This window comes from Clostridium sp. CM028 (assembly GCF_030585565.1).
GTDB classification, from domain to species: Bacteria; Bacillota; Clostridia; order Clostridiales; family Clostridiaceae; genus Clostridium_AD; species Clostridium_AD estertheticum_B.
On the sequence record NZ_CP077766.1, the window covers coordinates 1,461,639 to 1,482,109 of the forward strand.

The 20,471-nt window shown below is 32.1% G+C and carries 19 protein-coding genes; 3 read left to right on the plus strand and 16 right to left on the minus strand.

All coding sequences use genetic code 11. The features are described 5' to 3' along the window. Window positions 1-6: 6 nt before the first annotated feature. The 11 genes from nadE to zwf all read right to left on the minus strand — a co-directional run bounded on the left by nadE (window position 7) and on the right by zwf (window position 11,053). A complete protein-coding gene (gene nadE, locus KTC94_RS06870; RefSeq protein WP_216303133.1) occupies window positions 7-810 on the minus strand; it encodes an NAD(+) synthase in 804 nt (267 codons plus the stop codon). A 130-nt stretch (window positions 811-940) separates the two neighbouring features. Next, on the minus strand, window positions 941-1,807 hold the full coding sequence (gene rnfB, locus KTC94_RS06875) for an RnfABCDGE type electron transport complex subunit B (protein WP_165413126.1): 867 nt from the start codon (window positions 1,805-1,807) through the stop codon (window positions 941-943). Window positions 1,808-1,836: 29 nt separating this feature from the next. Next, complete coding sequence (locus tag KTC94_RS06880; RefSeq protein ID WP_165413102.1) at window positions 1,837-2,418, minus strand: electron transport complex protein RnfA; 582 nt, start codon at window positions 2,416-2,418, stop codon at window positions 1,837-1,839. Beyond that, the gene (gene rsxE / locus KTC94_RS06885; protein ID WP_165413101.1) at window positions 2,418-3,041 is read right to left on the minus strand and encodes an electron transport complex subunit RsxE; all 624 of its coding nucleotides are present in this window, start codon (window positions 3,039-3,041) and stop codon (window positions 2,418-2,420) included. Before rsxE ends, KTC94_RS06880 begins: the two co-directional genes overlap by 1 nt. Before the next feature lies 1 nt (window position 3,042). Continuing rightward, window positions 3,043-3,615, minus strand: a complete 573-nt coding sequence (locus tag KTC94_RS06890; RefSeq protein WP_220286519.1) for an RnfABCDGE type electron transport complex subunit G — start codon at window positions 3,613-3,615, stop codon at window positions 3,043-3,045. A 6-nt stretch (window positions 3,616-3,621) separates the two neighbouring features. Then, complete coding sequence (locus KTC94_RS06895) at window positions 3,622-4,614, minus strand: RnfABCDGE type electron transport complex subunit D (RefSeq protein WP_220286520.1); 993 nt, start codon at window positions 4,612-4,614, stop codon at window positions 3,622-3,624. Next, on the minus strand, window positions 4,611-5,948 hold the full coding sequence (gene rsxC / locus KTC94_RS06900) for an electron transport complex subunit RsxC (protein WP_220319975.1): 1,338 nt from the start codon (window positions 5,946-5,948) through the stop codon (window positions 4,611-4,613). Before rsxC ends, KTC94_RS06895 begins: the two co-directional genes overlap by 4 nt. Before the next feature lie 72 nt (window positions 5,949-6,020). Further along, a complete protein-coding gene (locus KTC94_RS06905; protein ID WP_309137243.1) occupies window positions 6,021-6,440 on the minus strand; it encodes a SoxR reducing system RseC family protein in 420 nt (139 codons plus the stop codon). Window positions 6,441-7,000: 560 nt separating this feature from the next. After that, complete coding sequence (locus tag KTC94_RS06910; protein WP_220319974.1) at window positions 7,001-8,773, minus strand: aminopeptidase P family protein; 1,773 nt, start codon at window positions 8,771-8,773, stop codon at window positions 7,001-7,003. Between the two features lie 136 nt (window positions 8,774-8,909). Beyond that, window positions 8,910-9,536: a cyclase family protein gene (locus KTC94_RS06915; RefSeq protein WP_220319973.1), complete on the minus strand. Its 627-nt coding sequence runs from the start codon at window positions 9,534-9,536 to the stop codon at window positions 8,910-8,912. A gap of 11 nt (window positions 9,537-9,547) precedes the next feature. Next, window positions 9,548-11,053: a glucose-6-phosphate dehydrogenase gene (zwf, locus tag KTC94_RS06920; protein ID WP_216303138.1), complete on the minus strand. Its 1,506-nt coding sequence runs from the start codon at window positions 11,051-11,053 to the stop codon at window positions 9,548-9,550. 504 nt (window positions 11,054-11,557) lie between these two features. Here zwf and KTC94_RS06925 point away from each other — a divergent pair. Continuing rightward, window positions 11,558-12,925: a hypothetical protein gene (locus tag KTC94_RS06925; protein ID WP_220319972.1), complete on the plus strand. Its 1,368-nt coding sequence runs from the start codon at window positions 11,558-11,560 to the stop codon at window positions 12,923-12,925. 165 nt (window positions 12,926-13,090) lie between these two features. Here KTC94_RS06925 and KTC94_RS06930 read toward each other — a convergent pair whose 3' ends face one another. The 3 genes from KTC94_RS06930 to KTC94_RS06940 all read right to left on the minus strand — a co-directional run bounded on the left by KTC94_RS06930 (window position 13,091) and on the right by KTC94_RS06940 (window position 15,495). Beyond that, a complete protein-coding gene (locus tag KTC94_RS06930; protein WP_165413093.1) occupies window positions 13,091-13,549 on the minus strand; it encodes a hypothetical protein in 459 nt (152 codons plus the stop codon). Between the two features lie 143 nt (window positions 13,550-13,692). Beyond that, window positions 13,693-14,655 (minus strand): aromatic acid exporter family protein, encoded by a 963-nt coding sequence (locus KTC94_RS06935; RefSeq protein WP_220319971.1) that lies wholly within the window; start codon window positions 14,653-14,655, stop codon window positions 13,693-13,695. A 150-nt stretch (window positions 14,656-14,805) separates the two neighbouring features. Continuing rightward, window positions 14,806-15,495 carry a transcriptional regulator gene (locus KTC94_RS06940; protein ID WP_165413091.1) on the minus strand — a complete coding sequence of 230 codons (690 nt, stop codon included), beginning with the start codon at window positions 15,493-15,495 and terminating at the stop codon, window positions 14,806-14,808. A gap of 433 nt (window positions 15,496-15,928) precedes the next feature. On the opposite strand from KTC94_RS06940, the gene KTC94_RS06945 reads away from it, so the two are divergent. After that, the gene (locus KTC94_RS06945; RefSeq protein ID WP_216303142.1) at window positions 15,929-17,314 is read left to right on the plus strand and encodes a tryptophanase; all 1,386 of its coding nucleotides are present in this window, start codon (window positions 15,929-15,931) and stop codon (window positions 17,312-17,314) included. A gap of 49 nt (window positions 17,315-17,363) precedes the next feature. On the opposite strand, the gene KTC94_RS06950 is transcribed toward KTC94_RS06945, so the two are convergent. Further along, window positions 17,364-18,281 carry an LD-carboxypeptidase gene (locus tag KTC94_RS06950; protein WP_216303143.1) on the minus strand — a complete coding sequence of 306 codons (918 nt, stop codon included), beginning with the start codon at window positions 18,279-18,281 and terminating at the stop codon, window positions 17,364-17,366. A 38-nt stretch (window positions 18,282-18,319) separates the two neighbouring features. Next, on the minus strand, window positions 18,320-19,183 hold the full coding sequence (locus KTC94_RS06955) for a YitT family protein (protein ID WP_220319970.1): 864 nt from the start codon (window positions 19,181-19,183) through the stop codon (window positions 18,320-18,322). A gap of 326 nt (window positions 19,184-19,509) precedes the next feature. Between KTC94_RS06955 and KTC94_RS06960 the strand changes: the two genes are divergently transcribed. Continuing rightward, window positions 19,510-20,448 (plus strand): iron-hydroxamate ABC transporter substrate-binding protein, encoded by a 939-nt coding sequence (locus tag KTC94_RS06960; protein ID WP_220286524.1) that lies wholly within the window; start codon window positions 19,510-19,512, stop codon window positions 20,446-20,448. Window positions 20,449-20,471 lie beyond the last annotated feature (23 nt).

The window sequence follows — 20,471 nt, forward strand, 5'->3', positions numbered from 1 at the left end:
ACAAATTTATTCAAGCCACCAAGTGTCTTTTGGAGAAACTGGTGAATGTCTTTTGTGTTTAGAAACTGTATATAATTTTAATATTTTCTCCTCGTATTCTTCTGAGATGTCTTTACCCCTTAAATACATACAAACCTGATGATTTAGTTCTGTTACTTCTTTTTGATTGGATCTATTGTCCCATACACCACTTGTAGAAATTTTATTAATTATAGATTTAGGTGCATTAAATATTTTTGCCATTTCGTAAACTATGCTTTTTGTTATTCCCTCAAGTGGTTGTATATCTGCTGCATCGTCACCATGTTTCGTCACCATTCCTAGAGTTAGCTCGGCTACATTCGTGTAGCCAGCAACTAGAACATCATAAACTTCAGCTACTCTATATAACACGGTCATTCTCACTCTAGAATTTGTATTCCCTATATCTACTTTTGAAGGAGGTAACCCACGAAGAAGCTCAATGGATTCAATTACGGGACCCATTACATCATAGGTTTGAAATACATCTGGCTTTATAATGTCTCTTGCAAGTTCTACATCTGCCATGTCTGATTTAATCCCAAATGGGAGAGATAGATTGATTAGATATATTCCTGATTTTTTTATAAGCATACTTGTAACAAAGCTATCTACTCCACCTGTAAGATGACAAACATAACCTTTTTTTCCGGTATGCATAGCATACTTTTTTAAGAAAGTACAAATTTCTTCTATCATTCTATATGCATACTTTTCATCTGACTCATTTTCAAGAGGACAAGGTATACCAAACTCATTCCTTATTTCTTGTTGTTTAATTTTATCCATATCTAGCCTCCTTAAACTTGTTTATATGTTTATTGTATCACATATAATCCCATATTAACCACAAATTATTAAAATGAAAGATTAAAATTAATATCCGTCCTTATTGATAAATCAGAAAAAACATCCCATTTTAATCAGAGAGAGTTTTATTTTCAGATAATTTAGCTGCTATTCTTGTCTGCGATATACTTTCTATAGACTTTTTAATTGCACCCGTTGGGCATTTATATAAGCAAGTAGATTCATTACATATTGAAACACATACATCACAATCTACTACAGCTAGATTGTTCTCAATTTTTATTGCACCATATGGACAATTCTTAACACAAATTCCACATCCAATGCAGCCTACTTTGCAAAGTTTACGTGTCACAACACCTTTGTCGTTTGAATTACAATTCAAAGATACATTAATTCCATTTGGAACTAATTCAATAACTTTTTTAGGACAAACTATTTTACATTTTCCACAACCCGTACACTTTTTATTGTTAATAATTGGTATGCCTTCTTTGCTCATTGTCATTGCATCAAAAGGACAATTTTTAACACATGTTCCAAAACCGAGGCAACCATATTTACATCCCTTTGGTCCTCCCTGTAGCACTGATGCTGCAACACAATCTTGAACACCTTGATACTTATAATCCTTAATAGCTTTACTTACTGTACCAGCACATTTTACAAAAGCCACTTTTGGCTCCATTTCTGCTGCCACTTTACCAGTTAGATTTGCTACCATTTTTGCAACAGGTGCTTTCCCTGGAATGCAAAGATTTGGTGCTACATCTGGGTTTATAACCACAGCTTCTGCATACGCCATACAACCAGCATATCCACAGGCTCCACACTGACCTTTTGGTAATATATCTTCAACAATATGAATCAATGGATTTACTTCAATGGCAAATTTCTTATTTGCAACCGCCAAAATTAAACCAAACACTAGCCCAACTGATGTCATTACAACTAAAACTGCAATCGCTATACTTATATTACTCATAATAATTTCTCAGCTCCTTTCTACGCTGCTATAATCCCAGAAAACCCCATGAAAGCTAATGCTAACATGCCCGCTAAAATAAACGCAATGCCGAGCCCCTCTAATGGTTTAGGGACATCTGCTAATCTTAGTTTTTCTCTTAAACTTGCCATAAGTATAATTGCCAAGGCAAACCCCAAACCAGATCCAACGGCAGATATTGCACTTTTTACAAATGAAAAATTTGATTCTACATTTAAAAGTGGTACGCCAAGTACAACACAATTTGTAGCAATTAGTAATAAATATATTCCCCACATATTATATAAGGTAGGTGCATATTTTTTAATAATCATTTCTAAAAGCTGCACAAAGCTAGCAATTAAAAGCACAAACACCGCCGTTGTTAAAAATGTTAAATGAAATGGAGCCAATATAAAATGGAATACCAACCATGCTAGCATGGAACTCAGAGTCATAACAGAAGTTACAGCCATTCCCATACCAATAGAGGCTTTTAAGCTCTTAGAAACCCCAAAAAAAATACAAAGCCCTAAAAACCTTGTTAAAACGAAGTTATTTACGACTACCACACTTACAAACAGAGTTAGATACTCACCCATTATGCTTCGCCTCTCTCAATTTTATTTTTTTCCATATGTTCAGTCAGCATCTTAAACCCGGCTACCATATAGCCAATGAGTATAAATGCACCTGGTGGTAAAATCATGATAAGTGCAGGATTATACCAAGAACCAAAAATTTTTATCCCAAATATAGCTCCTGTACCAAAAAGTTCACGTATCATCCCGATAGATAAAAGTGCAAGTGCAAAACCACATCCCATTCCTAGTCCATCAAAAAAGGATGGAATCACTGAATTTTTTGAAGCAAAAACTTCCGCTCTAGCTAAAATAATTGCAAAAACAACAATCAATGCTAAATATATTCCTAATGCCTTATAAAGCACTGGCGCATATGCTTGTAATACCAACTGTACTACCGTAACAATGGTTGCTATGGATGTAATATACACCGGTACACGGACCTTAGGATTCACTACTTTTCTACTAATAGATACAATAGTATTATTTGCAGTAATAACGAAGATAACTGCTAAACCCATAGTTAGAGAATTTATCGAGTTATTCGTTACCGCTAAAGCAGGACAAAGACTAAGTGCAAGAACAAAAATTGGATTTTCTTCAATAATCCCTTTTTTAAATATATTCCATAACTCTCTCATATTATTTCCCCCCTACAAACTGTGTAACCTGTTCCACAGCTTCTTTGATACCTTTCGTTACCGCTTTTGAAGAAATGGTAGCCCCAGTCATAGCTTGAATATTATTTTCTTTTGATTTATCTTTTACGACTTCTAAATCTTTGGTTTTTTTACCTTTAAATTGACATCTAAAAGGTTCTTTACCTGCATTTTCTCCAAGTCCGGGCGTTTCATTACTCTCTAATATAGCAAATTCAATAATTTTACCTTGTGGCGACACAGATACAATCATTTTTATTGCTCCCCCATATCCTTTACTCTCTGCTGGAACTATATATGCAATTACTTTCCCATTCTTTTCTGCAATAAACCATTCTTTCTTCCCCTTCACTGGCTCAAACTTTTCTGCATCCACCACCAATGACTTCATTGCATTAGTCTTCATCATAGCCGCTTTTTCTGCTGCAACTGGTGCTGTAAAAAAATAGGTTGAAGCAATAATTGCGCCTGATATGAAACAAGCAACTGTTAAATTCATAGCAATTTGAAAAATACTATACTCTTTATTATGCAAAACATTATTGTCATCTGACATTTTTCGCTACCTCCTTGCTCCAAATTTAACCGGCTTTATCACGCGATCTATAAGCGGTGTAACTGAATTCATTAACAAAATGGAATAACAAACCCCTTCTGGATATCCACCCTTTAACCGAATTAGAACAGTAAGCGCCCCAGCACCCATAGCAAAGATCACCTGCCCCTTCTTTGTAATAGGAATAGTAACCATATCTGTAGCCATAAAGAATGCTCCTATAACAAGGCCTCCAGCCATAATATGGAATAGCGGATCTCCGCTAAATAAACCTGTCGGTCCAAATATCCAAGTTAAAATACCTACAGTTCCAATCATAAATACAGGAACTTCCCAATTTACATATCCTTTATAAATTAAATATATGCCTCCAATCACTAGTAAAACTGTAGATGTCTCACCAATACTTCCACTGCGAGCACCAATGAACATAGCTTTATACATTTGAGGTGCACTTCCAAATGTATCAATGAGTTTTCCATATCCTTGTTGTTTTAAAATATTTAAAGGCGTTGCAGTAGTTACTACATCTACACTTGTACTCATTCTTGTCCAAGTTGTCATTGCAATAGGCCATGATACCATAAGAGCTGCCCTACCAATATGAGCTGGGTTAAAAATATTATACCCAAGACCACCCATAGAATGTTTTGCTATTACAATAGCAATAAATGAACCAACTATCGCCATATAAGGTGGAATCGTCGGTGGCAAACACATTGCAAGCAATAGTCCTGTTAGGAATGCACTTCCGTCAGTTATAGTTATTTTCTTTTTTCTAATTTTTTGCATTAGGCACTCGAATCCAACTGCTGACAGACTTCCCATAAGAAGTATAATTAAAGCAGGAATCCCAAAGTGATAAATCCCAAAAATTGCAGCTGGCGACAAAGCCAAATTCACAGTCCACATAATTTTAGAAATAGATGCTTCTGAACGTATATGTGGAGATGTTGAAATGGTAAAGAGATTATCTTGTAATTTTATTTCACTATTCATTTAGCTAACATCTCCTTTTTTTTTGCAGCATCCGCTGTATTTTGCATTTTACAATATCTAATGTATTGTACTATATTCCGCTTAGCGGGACATACATAAACACAACTTCCACATTCTGCACAATCAAAAAGATTTTGTTCAAGCTTTGCTTCTTCATACATGTTTTTTTCTCCCAATATACTTAGCATACTTGGATTAAGTCCACAAGGACAAATGCTTACACATTTCCCACAACGAATACAAGGAGATTGCTTTCCATTATTAATATCTTTTTTATTTAAACATAAAATTCCAGAAACGCCTTTAACAATAGAAATATTTAAATTTGATTGAGCAAATCCCATCATGGGACCACCCATAATAATTTTAGCTGGTGCCTCTACAAATCCACCACAATTTTCAATAGCATCTTTAAAACTTGTTCCAATTCTAAGCAAAAGATTTTTAGGTTCATTTACAGCACTTCCACTTACAGTTACTACTCTTTGTATCAAAGGAATTCCTTTTACCACAGCATCATATATTGCAATAACTGTTCCTACATTTTGAACAACGACTCCTACATCCATTGGCAAACTACCGGATGGAACCTCACGATCCACTAACACTTTAATAAGCATCTTTTCCGCACCTTGTGGATATTTAGTAGGAATTGCCTTAACTTCTACTGTGGTTCCTGCAAAAGCTTTTTGCATAGCACTAATTGCATCTGGCTTGTTATCCTCTATTCCCACATATGCTTTTTGAACACCGAGGACCTTCATTACTATTTTTACACCAGTAAGAATTTGCTGGGAATACTCTAGCATCATTCTGTGATCTGCGGTTAAAAACGGTTCACATTCGGCCGCATTTAAAATAAAAGCATCAATTTTCTTTTCTTTTGGTGGCGATAATTTTACATGAGTTGGAAAAGTTGCCCCTCCCATTCCAACGATACCAGCTTCTTTAATAATATCTTTTATTTCATTATCATTTAACTTCTCCCAATCTCTTTCAAATGGAATTCCTTCTATCCATTCATCGAAGCCATCATTTTCAATTACAATAGAAAGACACTTTCCAAATACCGGATGAGGGTATTCTGCCACATCTATAACAATACCGGATATTGATGCATGCACAGGGCTAGAGACAAAAACTGTGTTATTCGCTATAACCTGTCCTTTTTTTACAAAATCACCCTTAACTACAATAGGTGAACACGGCGCACCGATATGCTGCCTCACAGGAATAACAACCTTACTTGGCATTAGTGCTATTTCTATAGTCTTATCCGCGGTATAATTTTTATTATCATTTGGATGTATTCCTCCACGAAAACTTTTTATCACTTTCCCACCCCTCTTTTAGCATATTTTAAAATATATTGAATTATATAGATATCTTTAAATCAAAAAACTATTTTAAGATAGAATTCGAGTAATAACAAGTTGCATTTCGTCATTATTATGAGCAAATTCATCAAAAATTTTTATATTCAGTATGGACAATATAAATGTTAGTATTCCGCCTCCTATTTGAAAACCTCGCACAGAATAACCAATTTTTTTTGCTATTACTTGTCCAGCGATAACCCCCACTACAATAGCAATAAGAGGCACTATATATACAACAAAAGCTGCCATTAACATATTTGTTTCTTTCGTTTCAAAAGCAATTCGTTGTCCAGCCTTAGCCCCAATAAAATTTTGAGCCTGAATCACCAATGAACTATCACCTGGGCATGCACCACAATTTTTACATTCGTTATGCCTACCTACCTTGACTTTCGCCATGTTATCCTCAAATATTTCTATTATAATTCCTTCTTCCTCTTTTATCACCTTTACAGCTCCTCTCCTTGACTACAATATTAATTTTATTGTAAGGCTACGATAAAGTTTTTATATATTCCACATGTAAAATTATACACCGCCTGTTAAATTATATATTAATTTCAATTTCTACAACTTAAGATAGTTTTTTTTAGAGTAAAAGTCAATGATAATTAATTTTTTAACAAACAAATATATGGTGTTTTTCATTTTTTTTACTCGAAAACCATTCTTTTGTAAATGTATACAAAACATTTTGTCCACATTTTATTTTCACAATTCCTACTTATTCGTACTAATGTTTTGAACAATCCCTAGTCATATTACTGTGTTAAAGTATTAGCATAAGCTTTTATATATTCTTTTTTCAGTATTATTACAATTTTATTTAATAATATTTTTTTATTATAACTCAATTTAATATTATTGTTAAATCGTGTTAAAATATTAACAATTTCTTCTTATGATACTAAAACTAAAGGTAATCATGCGAAAGCATTGCTAATAAGGAACTAAAAAAGAGATGCATTTGCATCTCTTTAACCCTTATTAATTTATTAATCTTATATTTATATTGCTATTGTTGCACCCTTTAAATACTCTAGTTCTTCTCCTTTTAAATATGGGGAAAGTTTCTCAAATACGGTTCTATGATAATTATTTAGCCACGCCTTTTCGTCATATGTTAATAAAAGCGCATCTATAGCTTCTAAATCTATAGGGCAAAAGGTTAAAGTCTCAAACTTCATAAATTGTCCACCATATTGAGTTTTTTCATCTTCCTTAACAGTAACTAAGTTTTCTATTCTTATACCATGTTTTCCATCCTTATAAACCCCTGGTTCATTGGACACTATCATTCCTTTTGCAAGCTTAATAGTACTGGCAGCCATAGATATTCGATGTGGCCCCTCATGAACATTTAAAAAGAAACCTACTCCATGCCCTGTTCCATGTTTAAAATTCATACCTGCATTCCAAAGTGGAATTCTAGCTATAATATCCAAGTTTGAACCAGTGGTTCCATATAAAAATCTCTGCATACTTAAATCAATCATTCCTCTTAAAACTAGAGTGAAATCTGTTTTCTCTTCTTCCGTTAATGGGCCTACTGCTAGGGTCCTTGTAATATCTGTTGTTCCATCTAAGTACTGAGCACCAGAATCTAATAAATAAAGGCCTTCTTTCTTTATAGTAGCCTGATTTTTTTCTGTAGCAGTATAGTGAGGCATAGATGCATTTGCTCCGTAAGCTGAAATAGATGCGAAACTTAAATCATAAAAATTTTCTCCTGCTTTTCTTATTTCGCAAATTTTATCTGATGCCTCTATTTCAGTAATATTACGCGTTTTTATAGTTTTTTTCATCCAGTTTATAAATTTAACCATAGCAACGCCATCACGTACCATTGCCTTTCTAACATTTTGAATTTCAACATCATTTTTTATACCCTTAAATTTTGTAGTTATATCCATAGCTTCTACCGTTTTAATCTTTATGGCACTATATATCCAAGTACTGTTTTTCGCTGGATCAAATAATATTGTTCCGGCTTTAATATTTTTTAGAAATTCCCCTATGCTATCGTATGGCATTATTTCTACATTGGCCTTTTCAAGCTCAGATCTAACTTTTGAATTAATCTTTATATCATCTATAAATAAATAACATTTTTCCTCTGAGATAACTGTATAAGCTATTGTTAAGGGATTACATTTTACATCTCTTCCTCTAATGTTTAATAGCCATGCTATATCATCGAGTCCTGATATAACATAGTAATTTGCTCCCATATTCTTCATTTCCTGGACTACTTGCGCAAGTTTTGCTCCTCTTGACTTTCCTGCATACACTATATCGTGCAAAATCACCTCACTGGAGGGTCTTGCTGGTCTATCCTTCCATATTTTATCTATTAAATCTTCATTAACTTCAAATGAAAATTTCTTACTTTCTAACGCTTTCTCTACCCCTCTAAAATACTCTACTGAAATAACCTTGCCATCAAAAGCAATCTTTGCTCCTTCGCTAAGAGATTCCTTCAAAAATTCCTCAACAGTTGGAACATTACTCTCTCCCATTTTAAATAAAGTTACACCTGTACCTTGTAATTCACTTTCTGCTTGAATGAAATATCTTCCATCTGTCCAAAGATAAGCATCCGTAAGTGTTATAATTGCAGTACCAGCAGAACCTGTAAATCCTGTTATAAACGTTCTAGCAGTATAATGTTCTGCTACATATTCACTTTGATGTGGATCTGAACTAGGTACTATATATGCTTCTATGCCTCTTTCTCTCATACCATTTCTTAACTCTTCAATTCTTTCTTTTACATTCATCATATTCACCCCATTAATTTGCAAGCGTTTACTTACAATTTTTAAATTACTTGTTTAATTATACCATAAATAAGTTGGGATTATTAAAACAAAAACTGTAATTTTATATAATTTTTAAGTTTTGAACTATAAGTACTTATATTAAGTCTTTTATTAAAACTATCCTAGCAGGAGCACCATCTGCTCCCTTAATTCTAAGTGGCATAGCACACATGAAGTATTCATCTTCTTTTATTTCTTTTAGTCTAACACCTTCTATTATAGTTATTCCCTTGCTAAAAAGAATTTTATGGGTTTCATGTTCTGGCTGAGACCTTTCTATTCCAAGTGAATCTATTGCTACTCCAATTATTTCTCTTTCTGCTAGATACTCTGCTCCACTTTTTTCAAGAAAAACAAAATCAAATTCAAATTCATCTGTGAATGAGTTGCGAGTTTTAAGCAATAAGAATTCACCTGGCCTAATGTTTTTATCCATAAGATCTTCTTTTGTTATTCCATTTACTATTTTTGTTAAATCCAAAACTCTACACTTTGTAATCAATTTATTTAAATCAATAGCATCAATAGTAGCACCCATATCATCTACATGATACGGTGCATCAATATGAGTTCCTGTATGTAAGTTCATACATATACTAGATTCATTAATGCTATCCTTTGGGATTTTCCTTTCAAATTTAATCACTGGTCTTTTTCCCTCTATATTCTTGTATACTCCCATACTTTTTTCTATAGTCATAGATATATCATATATAATCATGTTACGCCTCCTTAATTTTGTGCTGTATTCCACCACTGTCCGCCATCCCGCTCAACTAAATGCATTGCTTCCTCTGGGCCTGAGGTCCCTGCTGAGTAATTAGGATAATTAGGTATATTATTTTCAAATCCTTTTTCAATGCTTTCAATAAATTTCCACGAGTATTCAAGTTCATCCCATCTAGTAAACAAAGATGAGTTATTTCTAATTGCTTCAAGCAATAGCCTCTCATAAGCCTCGGGTGAATCATTTAAATACTTACAGCTTTGACAATAATCTAATTCAACTTTTTCCATTTTAAATTCACTACCTGGCTTTTTAGCATTTATCTGAAAGAAAAAGCCCTCTTCTGGCTGAATTTTTAAGACTAAAAGATTATGACTAATCTGATTAAACTCCTTATAATAATTAATTCCAGGAAGTTTTTTAAACTGAATAACTATCTCTGTGCTTTTAGTATCCATTCTTTTTCCTGCTCTTATATATATGGGTACTCCTCCCCACCGGAAATTGTCAATATAAGTCTTAAGGGCTATAAAAGTATCTGTGTTTGACACTTTTGATACCCTATCTTCGTCTCTATACGCCACCTCTTTTATACCATTGACAAAGCCAGAGCCATATTGACCCCGAACAATATTTTCCGTGCAAGTCTCAGCGGTAAAAGGTCTGAGTGATCGTAATACCTTGACTTTTTCATCTCTTATAGATTCTGGTTGAAAGTCTACTGGAGGTTCCATCGCAATCATAGTCAATATTTGTAACAAATGATTTTGAAGCATATCTTTTAAAATACCAGCATTTTCATAATATCCGCCTCTGTTCTCTACGCCTAAAAGTTCATAGGACGTAATTTGAATATTATCAATATAATTTGCATTCCATAGTGGTTCAAATAATGAGTTACCAAATCTTATTGCTAATATGTTTTGGATCATTTCTTTTCCCAGATAGTGATCTATTCTAAATATATCCTCTTCAGGTATAAGCTTTGATATATTATCATTTAAAATCCTAGCCGTTTTCAAACTTGATCCAAAAGGCTTTTCGATCATTATCCTCTGCCAGCCAGTGTCTTTGCAAACCATAGCATTATTCTTTAAATTTCTAATTATCCCTTCAAAAAACTCTGGTGCAACTGCTAAATAATATAATCTTTTACCTCCAGTTAAATATTTAGTCTCCATTATTTCCAAAAATGAATCTAAATCCTTGTACGCTTCATTATCTGAAGTAAAATCAAAATTCTTATAAAAAATTTTCTTACTAAATTTATCCCATAGTTCTTCATTTAAAGAAAACCTAGAGAATTTTTTCACTGATTCATACATTTCTTCTCTATATTGCTGATTTGTTTTTTCCCGTCTTCCTATAGACACAATTGTAAAATTTTCAGGTAATTTCTCCTCGTACATCAAACTAAAAATAGCTGGAATAAGTTTTCTTTTTGTCAAATCACCAGTTCCACCAAAAATTATAAATATACTAGAAAGTTCTTCATCCATACTTTTCTCCATTAAAAGTGCTCCTTCCTGCAATTCTTTTCATACGCACTATTTCTTATTTTTTTGTTCTGATCATAGCATATTAATTAATAACTACATCTACGGGTTTACTTAAATGAAATAGCTATCATATTACAATTTCAATTAATAATAATATACCACAAACTCATGAAATGCGTAAAAGTATATTTGCAAGTACTTTTGTTGAATTTCTATATATTGTATTTTTCGGAAGATGCGCAGGGCTTTTGTAATCTATTAAAAGAAGTGGATGTAGCCGAAGTAAATCTATTACCCTTCCATCAATTTGGACAAAATAAATATTCCTTATTAAATAAGGAATACAAGTTCGCAGATGTTGCCCAACTACATGAAGAAGATTTAAACTCATATAAAGAGATATTTATTCAAAACGGCCTAAATTGTATAATATAATTTAGGCTATTTTTATTCCAGTTTGTTTCATAGAAATCAGGGAATGCTATCTATAAAAAGATAGATTGGTGGTATGAAATCATGATAAATATAAAAGTAAAGGTGGAAAGCCTAACAATTACAATGTTATTGCTAGCTGCTATTGGCATTACAAGCGGCTGTCCATCAAAAATCAGTAAAAGCGAAAAGAGCATAGGAACATTTAAATTACAAAATACTGCAATAAAAAAAACTCCAGACATTAAAAGTATGAACGCTGTGGTAATACGGAAAAATGAATTACTTTTAGTCTCGTTAAATGATAAAAATGATAATATCACATTAGATAGTGGAGGTACCTTTTCTCACCCACTCATATCTCCTGATAAAAGTCTGGTTTCATACATGAAGGATAGTGTTTTATATATTACAACGGATAAACTAGAACATATAAAAGTAGTCGATAATGCGTCACAGTTATCATTTGCATGGCAAGATAAAAATACTTTACTATACTCTCCTACCACTGGCGGCTTATATGTTTATGATGTTGTAAATAAAATCAGTAAACCTTACCTTCAAAATGAGTTTAATTACCAAAATATTACCTTAGATAGTAAAGGAAGAATATATGCAGAGCAGTACCTATACTATAAAAAAAATGGATCTAATTATAGAAATGATTATGGAATATTATTTTTTGATCCAATAGCAAAAACACAAAAAATAGTTATAAAATCAATCCCAAGTAAAATAGATACAGTTGACGATTTAGGAATGTATCCTATAATAATCGGTATATCAAATGATGATAAGTATCTGTATATATGGAAACATCCACATGCAGGCTCTCTTGCAGCAGATGGAGTTGATTTGGCAGTGTACGATATTTCACAAAATAAATTAATAGAATATACTAATCCAAATATAGTTTCACTAGGCTATAGTGATAATATATCCCCAAACCCTAAAAACAGTAACTCTTTAGCATTAATCTACGGTGGTGGTAGAGAGATGGGTAATAACAAAGATTTAGTTGTTTTAGATATCTTAACTGGCAAATTTCAGTCCTTATCCCCAAAGGGAGAAACAACCATGACACCTTATTACACAAATGATGGGAATACAATCCTATATGCTTCCTCTAAAGAACAAAAATATGTGCCTAGCGGCTTAACTCAATGGCTTTTAAACGGGCAACACCATATTTTCAGTATTGATACAACTACAAAACAAATAAAACAGCTTACAAATAACCAAAATTATTTCGATTTTTCACCAATATATATAAATAACAAAGACATCATATTCTTCCGTAGTGATAAATCTGAAAATGTGTCTATTTGGAAATATGCTAATGGCCAGGAAACTATGCTTGCAGATGGTTTAATATTTTATGATGATATGGATTATCCAGCCCAAAACTATTTTGGTCATTTTAACACCACTCAGTATACTGATATACGATAGCCAATTGAAGTTATCCCCTTTCTATGGATGATTTTTACGTAATATAAAATTTATTACTTTCATTTATGATAAATAAAGTTCAAAAAGGCTCTAGCAAAATTGCTAAAGCCCTTTATTTAATAGCGAGAAAAATATATATTAAAAATAAATAGACCTTTTGAATCTTTATAGATTAATTACTCCATTTAATGTTGGTTTGTTTTCATCTCTTGAATTTAGCTCTATTATATCTGGTAATTTCCAATTTCTTATTCCTCTATTAAATCTCCGTGGTAATAGATATCTAGCTGGCTTATACCCCTTTTTCCGGTGATTCATTATATCTTCCTCAAACATGTTTTTTACTTCGTTCATATGACAACTATTTATTTTAATTTGTTTAAACTTAAGTTCACTTACAATTTTCAAAAACCTATCTACTTCACTTTGAAAAACTTTAGCAAAAAAAGCATTTGCCTTATTGCCATCACAAATTAATATTGGATTTAATTGACTTTCATTTATAATAGCTTTCAATTTAAATACATCTTTTTTACTCTTCCCAATAAAATAACCATAATTAATATAATTAGGATCACTATCTTCGGGAAAAATCACATTATATAACAATTCTTCTTCTTTCATTTTAATCCTCACCTTTCTAATAAAATACTAGATTAATAAAACTAAAATTTTCAAAGCCTCTGATATATATATTCGTTGTAGTTATTATAGTAGTTAATTGTAAATAATATGTTATGAATTTGTTTAGACTTGACTACGTATTGTTAATTTTCAAAACATTCTTTAAATTCCTTCTTGATAATTAAAAAGTCCTCTAAATCATTTAAAAATAGAAATAATAATGCCCTATTTTCAAATTCATTTCTATTCTTTGGCAATGCCATAATTTCATAATCTTTCCTAAGTAAAGTGAGCTTATTAATAAGTTCGATACAATCATTATCTTCATGAATATTAGTTGCAACATCATTAGTAAATTCTGACAATATTATAGTTTGATCATAGGTTATATAAAATCTTGAAAAATGTCTTTTCATTCTTTTTATAGCCTCTAATTGTATTTTTCTCATATCTATATAACTTACATAATAATCATTACTCTTAAACAAATGATTATTATTTATTATTTGTACCATCAATTTAGTATTTTTAATTAGCTTTTCAACACTTGAAATTACTTCTTGCTCATAAATTGGTACAGCTTGTGAAATCAAACTTAATGCCATATCTGATAATATTAATCTATATTGTTCTTCTATCTTCTCTTTGTTCTTCTCAAAATCCTCTTCTAATGATTCTGTATATAAATTAAAAACCATTGCAACCCCAATACCTATTATAGTTAACTTTGCTTCATTTATAATCCAGAAAATATTAATATCTGTACTTATTAAAAGATGTGTTGATAATACTGCGCCAATAACCATACCCTCACTTGTTTTCAAAATATTAGTTATTGGTATAAATATAAGTAAAAATAGTCCAAATACAATAGGATTATTACCAAGTAAAATATATAGCATAAAAGATAAAAGTATAGCTACGGTGGATGCGATTATTCTCCTACCTGCAACTAATATAGATTCTTTCTTCGTATCTTGAATACTTAATATTGCAATTATACCCGAAGTTACTCCAAATTCTAATCCCATATAATTTGATATAATAATTGCTATTGTTGCAGACAAAGTTATCTTAACTGTTTTTGATTGTAAATATTTTATCATTTCACAACTTTCTCCTACTACCATAATTATATGGTATGTTCTTTATTTATAATTAACTTTTTTGCTTTTTATTTCAGTCAGGTTTCTTATTATGGTGCATCATATAACAAAAAACCTTTAAATTTCAAGGTTTTTTATTTGTTTTCTTTATCAAGTACAATCCATATTTCTATTGACTTTGCTGAGATAGCGATAGATACTAGGCTCTGAACAATAAAGTTGTTTTGCCACTTCACTTACAGCTCCCTTAAGCATAAAAACACCTTTTCGGTTTAATATATCAATGATATTTATCCGTTCATTCTTCGACAATCGATCAATAGGGATGTTATTGTCGTCTAATACCTTATTTAAAACAGTTTCTGTTACTTCAGCAATAGATCCCGAAAAGGTCTCAGTATTATCATTCAAAAGAGAATTAACAGATTCATATGTGCTATTTTGCTCAATTAATTTATCTGGGTGACAAAGCTTTAATATTTGGTCGCTTATATCTACATATTTTTTATCGTCGAAATTAATGCACAACATTCCCACAAGCTCATCGTTCTCGTCCTTAATAAACATGGTTGAAGATCTCAATATGCGTTGATCTTTAGAAACTCCATTATAGTTGAGTTTATAGTTGTTATTTTTATAACTCTTATCTGATATAATACTCAGTGCAAGATTAGTCATGGGAGCGCCAACTGTTCGTCCGCTAACATATCCATTCGCTATTGCAACTACGGAATTTGTATCATATCCAAAATCATGTAAAGCAACTTCATAATCTGGACCTAGGGACTTTCCTAAAAATTCTACAAGAATGCTATATTGTTTTAACATAATGTCATTCATTTTTCCACCTACTCTTATATATTTATTACACCACTTTATATGGAACTTCATAACTAGTGTATTTATTATAGAAATTTTAAAATCTAAATTTATAATATGCTATATAGATTATCACAATTATATAAAAGTTACAACGTAAACGTTATTTTTTAATAATTTATTATTAATAAAGTAATTACTTATCGACTACAAATTCATTTAAAGCTATAAAAAATCCTTAAATCAGGCAAATTAGTATAACAAATCCCATTTGCTAGTAATTGTTTCTATTTATTGTTAATAATTTTATTAAGACCATTGACTATATATTATTGCAGTGATAAAATCCTTCTATAGGGGGTTTAAAATATAAAAACCATTATATTACAGGGGGGCAATGATTTATTCATTCAACATAATTACATTTTAAATAAATAAAATGGAGGTTTTTATTATGAGCATAAAATATATACCAGAACCATTTAGAATTAAGATGGTAGAGACTCTTAAGATGCTTACACGTGAGGAAAGGAAACAAAAGATTGCTGAAGCAAAATACAATATGTTTAACCTTCGTGGTGAAGATGTTTATATTGACTTATTAACAGATAGTGGAACTAATGCAATGAGTCAAGAACAATGGGCTGGTATCATGAGAGGCGACGAAGCCTATGCCGGTTCATCAAGTTACTATAAACTTGTAGGAGCAGGTCAGGATATTTTTGGTTATAAATATATTCAGCCAGTTCATCAAGGTCGCGCAGCGGAGAAGGTTATGTTTGGATTATTAATGGAAAAAGGTAAATACTCTATCTCTAATACCTTCTTTGATACAACAAGAGCACACGTAGAAGCAACGGGTGCAAGAGCCATTGATTGTGTTGTTGCTGAGGCTAAAGATCCAGCTATAAGAGCACCTTTTAAAGGAAATATGGATGTTGAAAAATTAGAATCCTTAATTAAAGAGTACGGTGCTGATAAGATTGGTCTTGTTGTTATGACAGTTACAAATAATTCAGCAGGTGGCCAGCCAGTATCTGTACAAAACGTAAGAGAAACATCAAATGTTTGTAAAAAATACGGTATTAAATTATGTATCGATGCTGCACGTTATGCTGAAAACGCTTACTTAGTAAAATTAAGAGAAAAAGAGTTTGCAGATAAATCAATTAAAGAAATTGTAAAAGAAATGTTTAGTTATGCAGATATGTTTACAATGAGTGCTAAGAAAGATACAATTGTCAATATGGGTGGATTAATTGGCATTAAAGATGATGAAAAATTGTTCCAACTTTGTAAGGCACGTACAATTTTATTCGAAGGTTTTATTACTTATGGCGGTCTTTCAGGTCGTGATCTTGAGAGTTTAGCACTTGGTCTTTATGAAGGACTTGATGAAAATTACCTTAACTATCGTATTGGACAAATGGAGTATCTTGCAGCACGACTTGATGATGCAGGCGTTACGTACCAATCACCAGTAGGAGGCCATGGTGTATTTGTAGATGCAAAGGCGTTGTTACCTCAGATTCCATACTATGAATTCCCGGGGCAAGCCCTTGCGATTGAACTTTATATAGAAGCTGGAATTCGTACATGCGATATTGGATCTTATATGATGGGAAATGATCCTGATACAGGAAAACAAATAGAATCAGAATTTGAGTTTACACGTTTTGCAATTCCACGTCGTGTTTATACTCAATCCCATATCGATATTATGGCAGATGCCCTAATTGCAATTAAAAAAAGAGCAAGCGAAATAACAGGTTACCGAATTACATGGGAGCCAGCTGTTCTTAGACACTTCCAAGCAAGTCTCGAACCAGTTAAAAAATAAGATATTTTAAATAAAAGCTTGCAATTTTTTTAAGTTGCAAGCTTTTATATTACTCCACTACGCCTTCCATTACATGAATAACTCCAGCCTCAGCATCCATTTTCACCCTTGCCCCAATGGGAAGGGTTAGTTTTGGATAATCATGACCTGAGCAAAACCCTGAAAACATTGGGATACCTAACTTATATAATCTATCTTGAAAAACCTCTTCTAAAGTAAGGCTTCTTTGATAACTAGGTAAATCACAACCTTTAAATTGGCCTAGAATAATCCCCTTGCACTGTTGAAGTTTTTTAGCTAATAGGAGTTGTGTTAGCATCCTATCAACTCTATAAGGTTCTTCGCCAACCTCTTCCATAAAGAAGATTTTATCTTTCATATTAATTTCATAGGGAGTTCCAAGCAAGTTGCATAATAGCCCAAGATTACCACCTATAAGATTACCCTGAGCCTTACCTTTTGTAATACACTTAGTAGTAAATCCAGATGGGTTTTTAATAGTATAGGGCTTATACCCTTCCATAAATGTGAACATAAAACTTTTAAAAGTTTCAATATCTTCTAGATTAGAACTGCCCATTGGGCTATGAAATGTAGTTAGTTCACATTTCTCATAAAATGAATTTAGAAAAACTGTTATGTCACTAAAACCCGCAAATATCTTTGGATTTTTTTTTATTACATCAAAATCTAGATAAGGGAGTACTCTGCTTGAACCATATCCCCCTCTTATGCAGAGGATCATATCTACTGCTTGATTTTTGAACATTTCCATTATATCTGTTGCTCTGTCTTCATCCTTGCCAGCAAGATATCCCCACTTATCATATAGGTGTTTTCCTTCTATTATATTAAACCCTCTATTTTTTAGAAATGAAATTACCTTTTGTATTGCTTCAATATTTTCTGGGCTGGCAGGAGCAATGAGTCCAATAGTGTCTCCTAAACATAGTCTTTTTCCAAGCATTATTAACACTTCCTCTAATTAATTTGAGATAATATCTTTTATAAAATATTCGAATTAAATCCTCTACCATCTACTTCTGAAGCATCTATTATTGAAATTAAAGCATCCTCGTCTATTTTCTGCACTGAATATTTAAACTCTGGTAATTTTGATACATGTACTATGCAATAGATAACTTTTCTTTCTTTGCCTGTAAGTGCGTTGCCCTTTAGTATTGTAGCTCCACGGTGCTTAGAGTTTGTTATATACTCACAAACTTCCTCCTCTTTATCTGTAATTATAAGTAATACCTTTTTTCGTGATAAACCACGGATTATCTTATCTGTAACAAAAGCTGCTATATACATGCTCATTAACGTGTATAATGCAATAGTTATTCCATTTAATAGCATTCCTAAAAATACTATAACGCAATTTACAATAAAACCCAATTGACCTACATCAAAACTATCACATTTCTTTTTAATTAACATTACTATTATGTTCATACCACCCTCTGAACCGTGGTTTGAGTATGCAAGCCCTGCTCCTGCGCCCATTAATACCCCTCCATATACAGAAATTAGAAGCGCATCATGTACCGTAATAATACTGCTTAAACTTTTAGTCATTACTAAAAATAGAGATAGTGATACAGTCCCTATCATGCTGTATATAGTAAATCTTTTGTTTAATTTCCTATAACTTAATGATAATAAAGGTATATTAGCTAGTAGTACAGTATATCCTGCTGGAACCTTCAAAGCATACTGTATTAAAATTGCCATACCTGACAGACCTCCACTGAATAGTTTTGCATTTACTAAAAACATATTTACACCTATAGCAGATAATAAACACCCCAGTATCACAAAAAATGCATTCTTTATATTTTGCTTGTTTAATATTGTATTAACTTTCATACTAGCCTCTCCATTTTTATTTATTTTAATTATCTTTACTCATAAACGTAAATAGTTCTTCTTTATACCAATATATAGTCAAATTATTTTTTTGTACCGTTTCTAGGCTAAAGATTTATTTAGCCTTAAACTTTGCCCCCAATTTTGTCTTTATTAAAATTGAAAAGAAATTGTTGACATATTTAGTAGTTCTGATATAATGAAAATTGTGATTCACTGATAATGATTGTCATTTGCAATTATCACTCATATAAATAATTTATGATTCCGGTTAATCATTGGGTCGTATACATATCTAATTCAACTTAAACAAGGAGAGATTTATTATGAAGAAAAAAAGATTATTAGGATTAATAACATTAACAGTAATTTCCATTATAGCTTTTACAGGTTGTTCAAAAACCGTTGAAGAAGTTAAAGAAAAGAGTGTAACCAAGGTGGTTAGTACAATAAAAGGTGATGTAACAGTCCCTACTACCCCTAAACGTATTGTAGATATATCTGGATCAAGTGAGGAATTATTAATTTTAAACCATATCCCCGTAGGTACTGCAAATGCTGATTCTTATAAAACTACGGAAATACCAAGTTATCTAAAAGATAAAATGAGTACCTCTGAGCTTGTAGGCTTTTCCATGATGGATACTATGGATATGGAAGCTATACTAAAATTAGATCCAGATTTAATTTTAATGAGCGAAAGGCAAACAAAAATATATGATCAGTTAAAAGCTATTGCACCTGTCGTAATGCTTAAAGACTATGCTAACGATTGGCGGACCCGATTAACTGATGTTTCCAAGCTATTTGGGCAAGAAAAAGATGCTCAAAAATGGCTAGCGGCTTACGATAAAAAAGCTATAAGTATAGGATCTGAGATAAAGAAAAAAAATGGCCCGCAAACTTACCTTACGATACTTGCAAGTTCAGGCAAATTTTATATTTTCAGTGATGCAGGTATAGGTTCAATACTATTGTCAGATATGAAATTAGCTCAACCGTCTAACATGCCAAATCAAGAAGGAATAAGTTTACCAGTAGTAACTATGGAAGGTTTATCATCCATTGACGCAGATCATATTGTGGTTATAGCAACTGATGCTGATAAAAAAGATTTAGAGAGTAGTACTGTTTGGAAAAGCATGAGAGCTGTAAAAAATGGAAATGTTACAACGCTTGATAGCAGCCCATATTTTGCACAAGGTTATTCTCCAATAGGAAGAGAATTATTACTTGATTTGATAAAGAAAGAATTTATGAAATAATATATATTATATTTCTAGGTGAT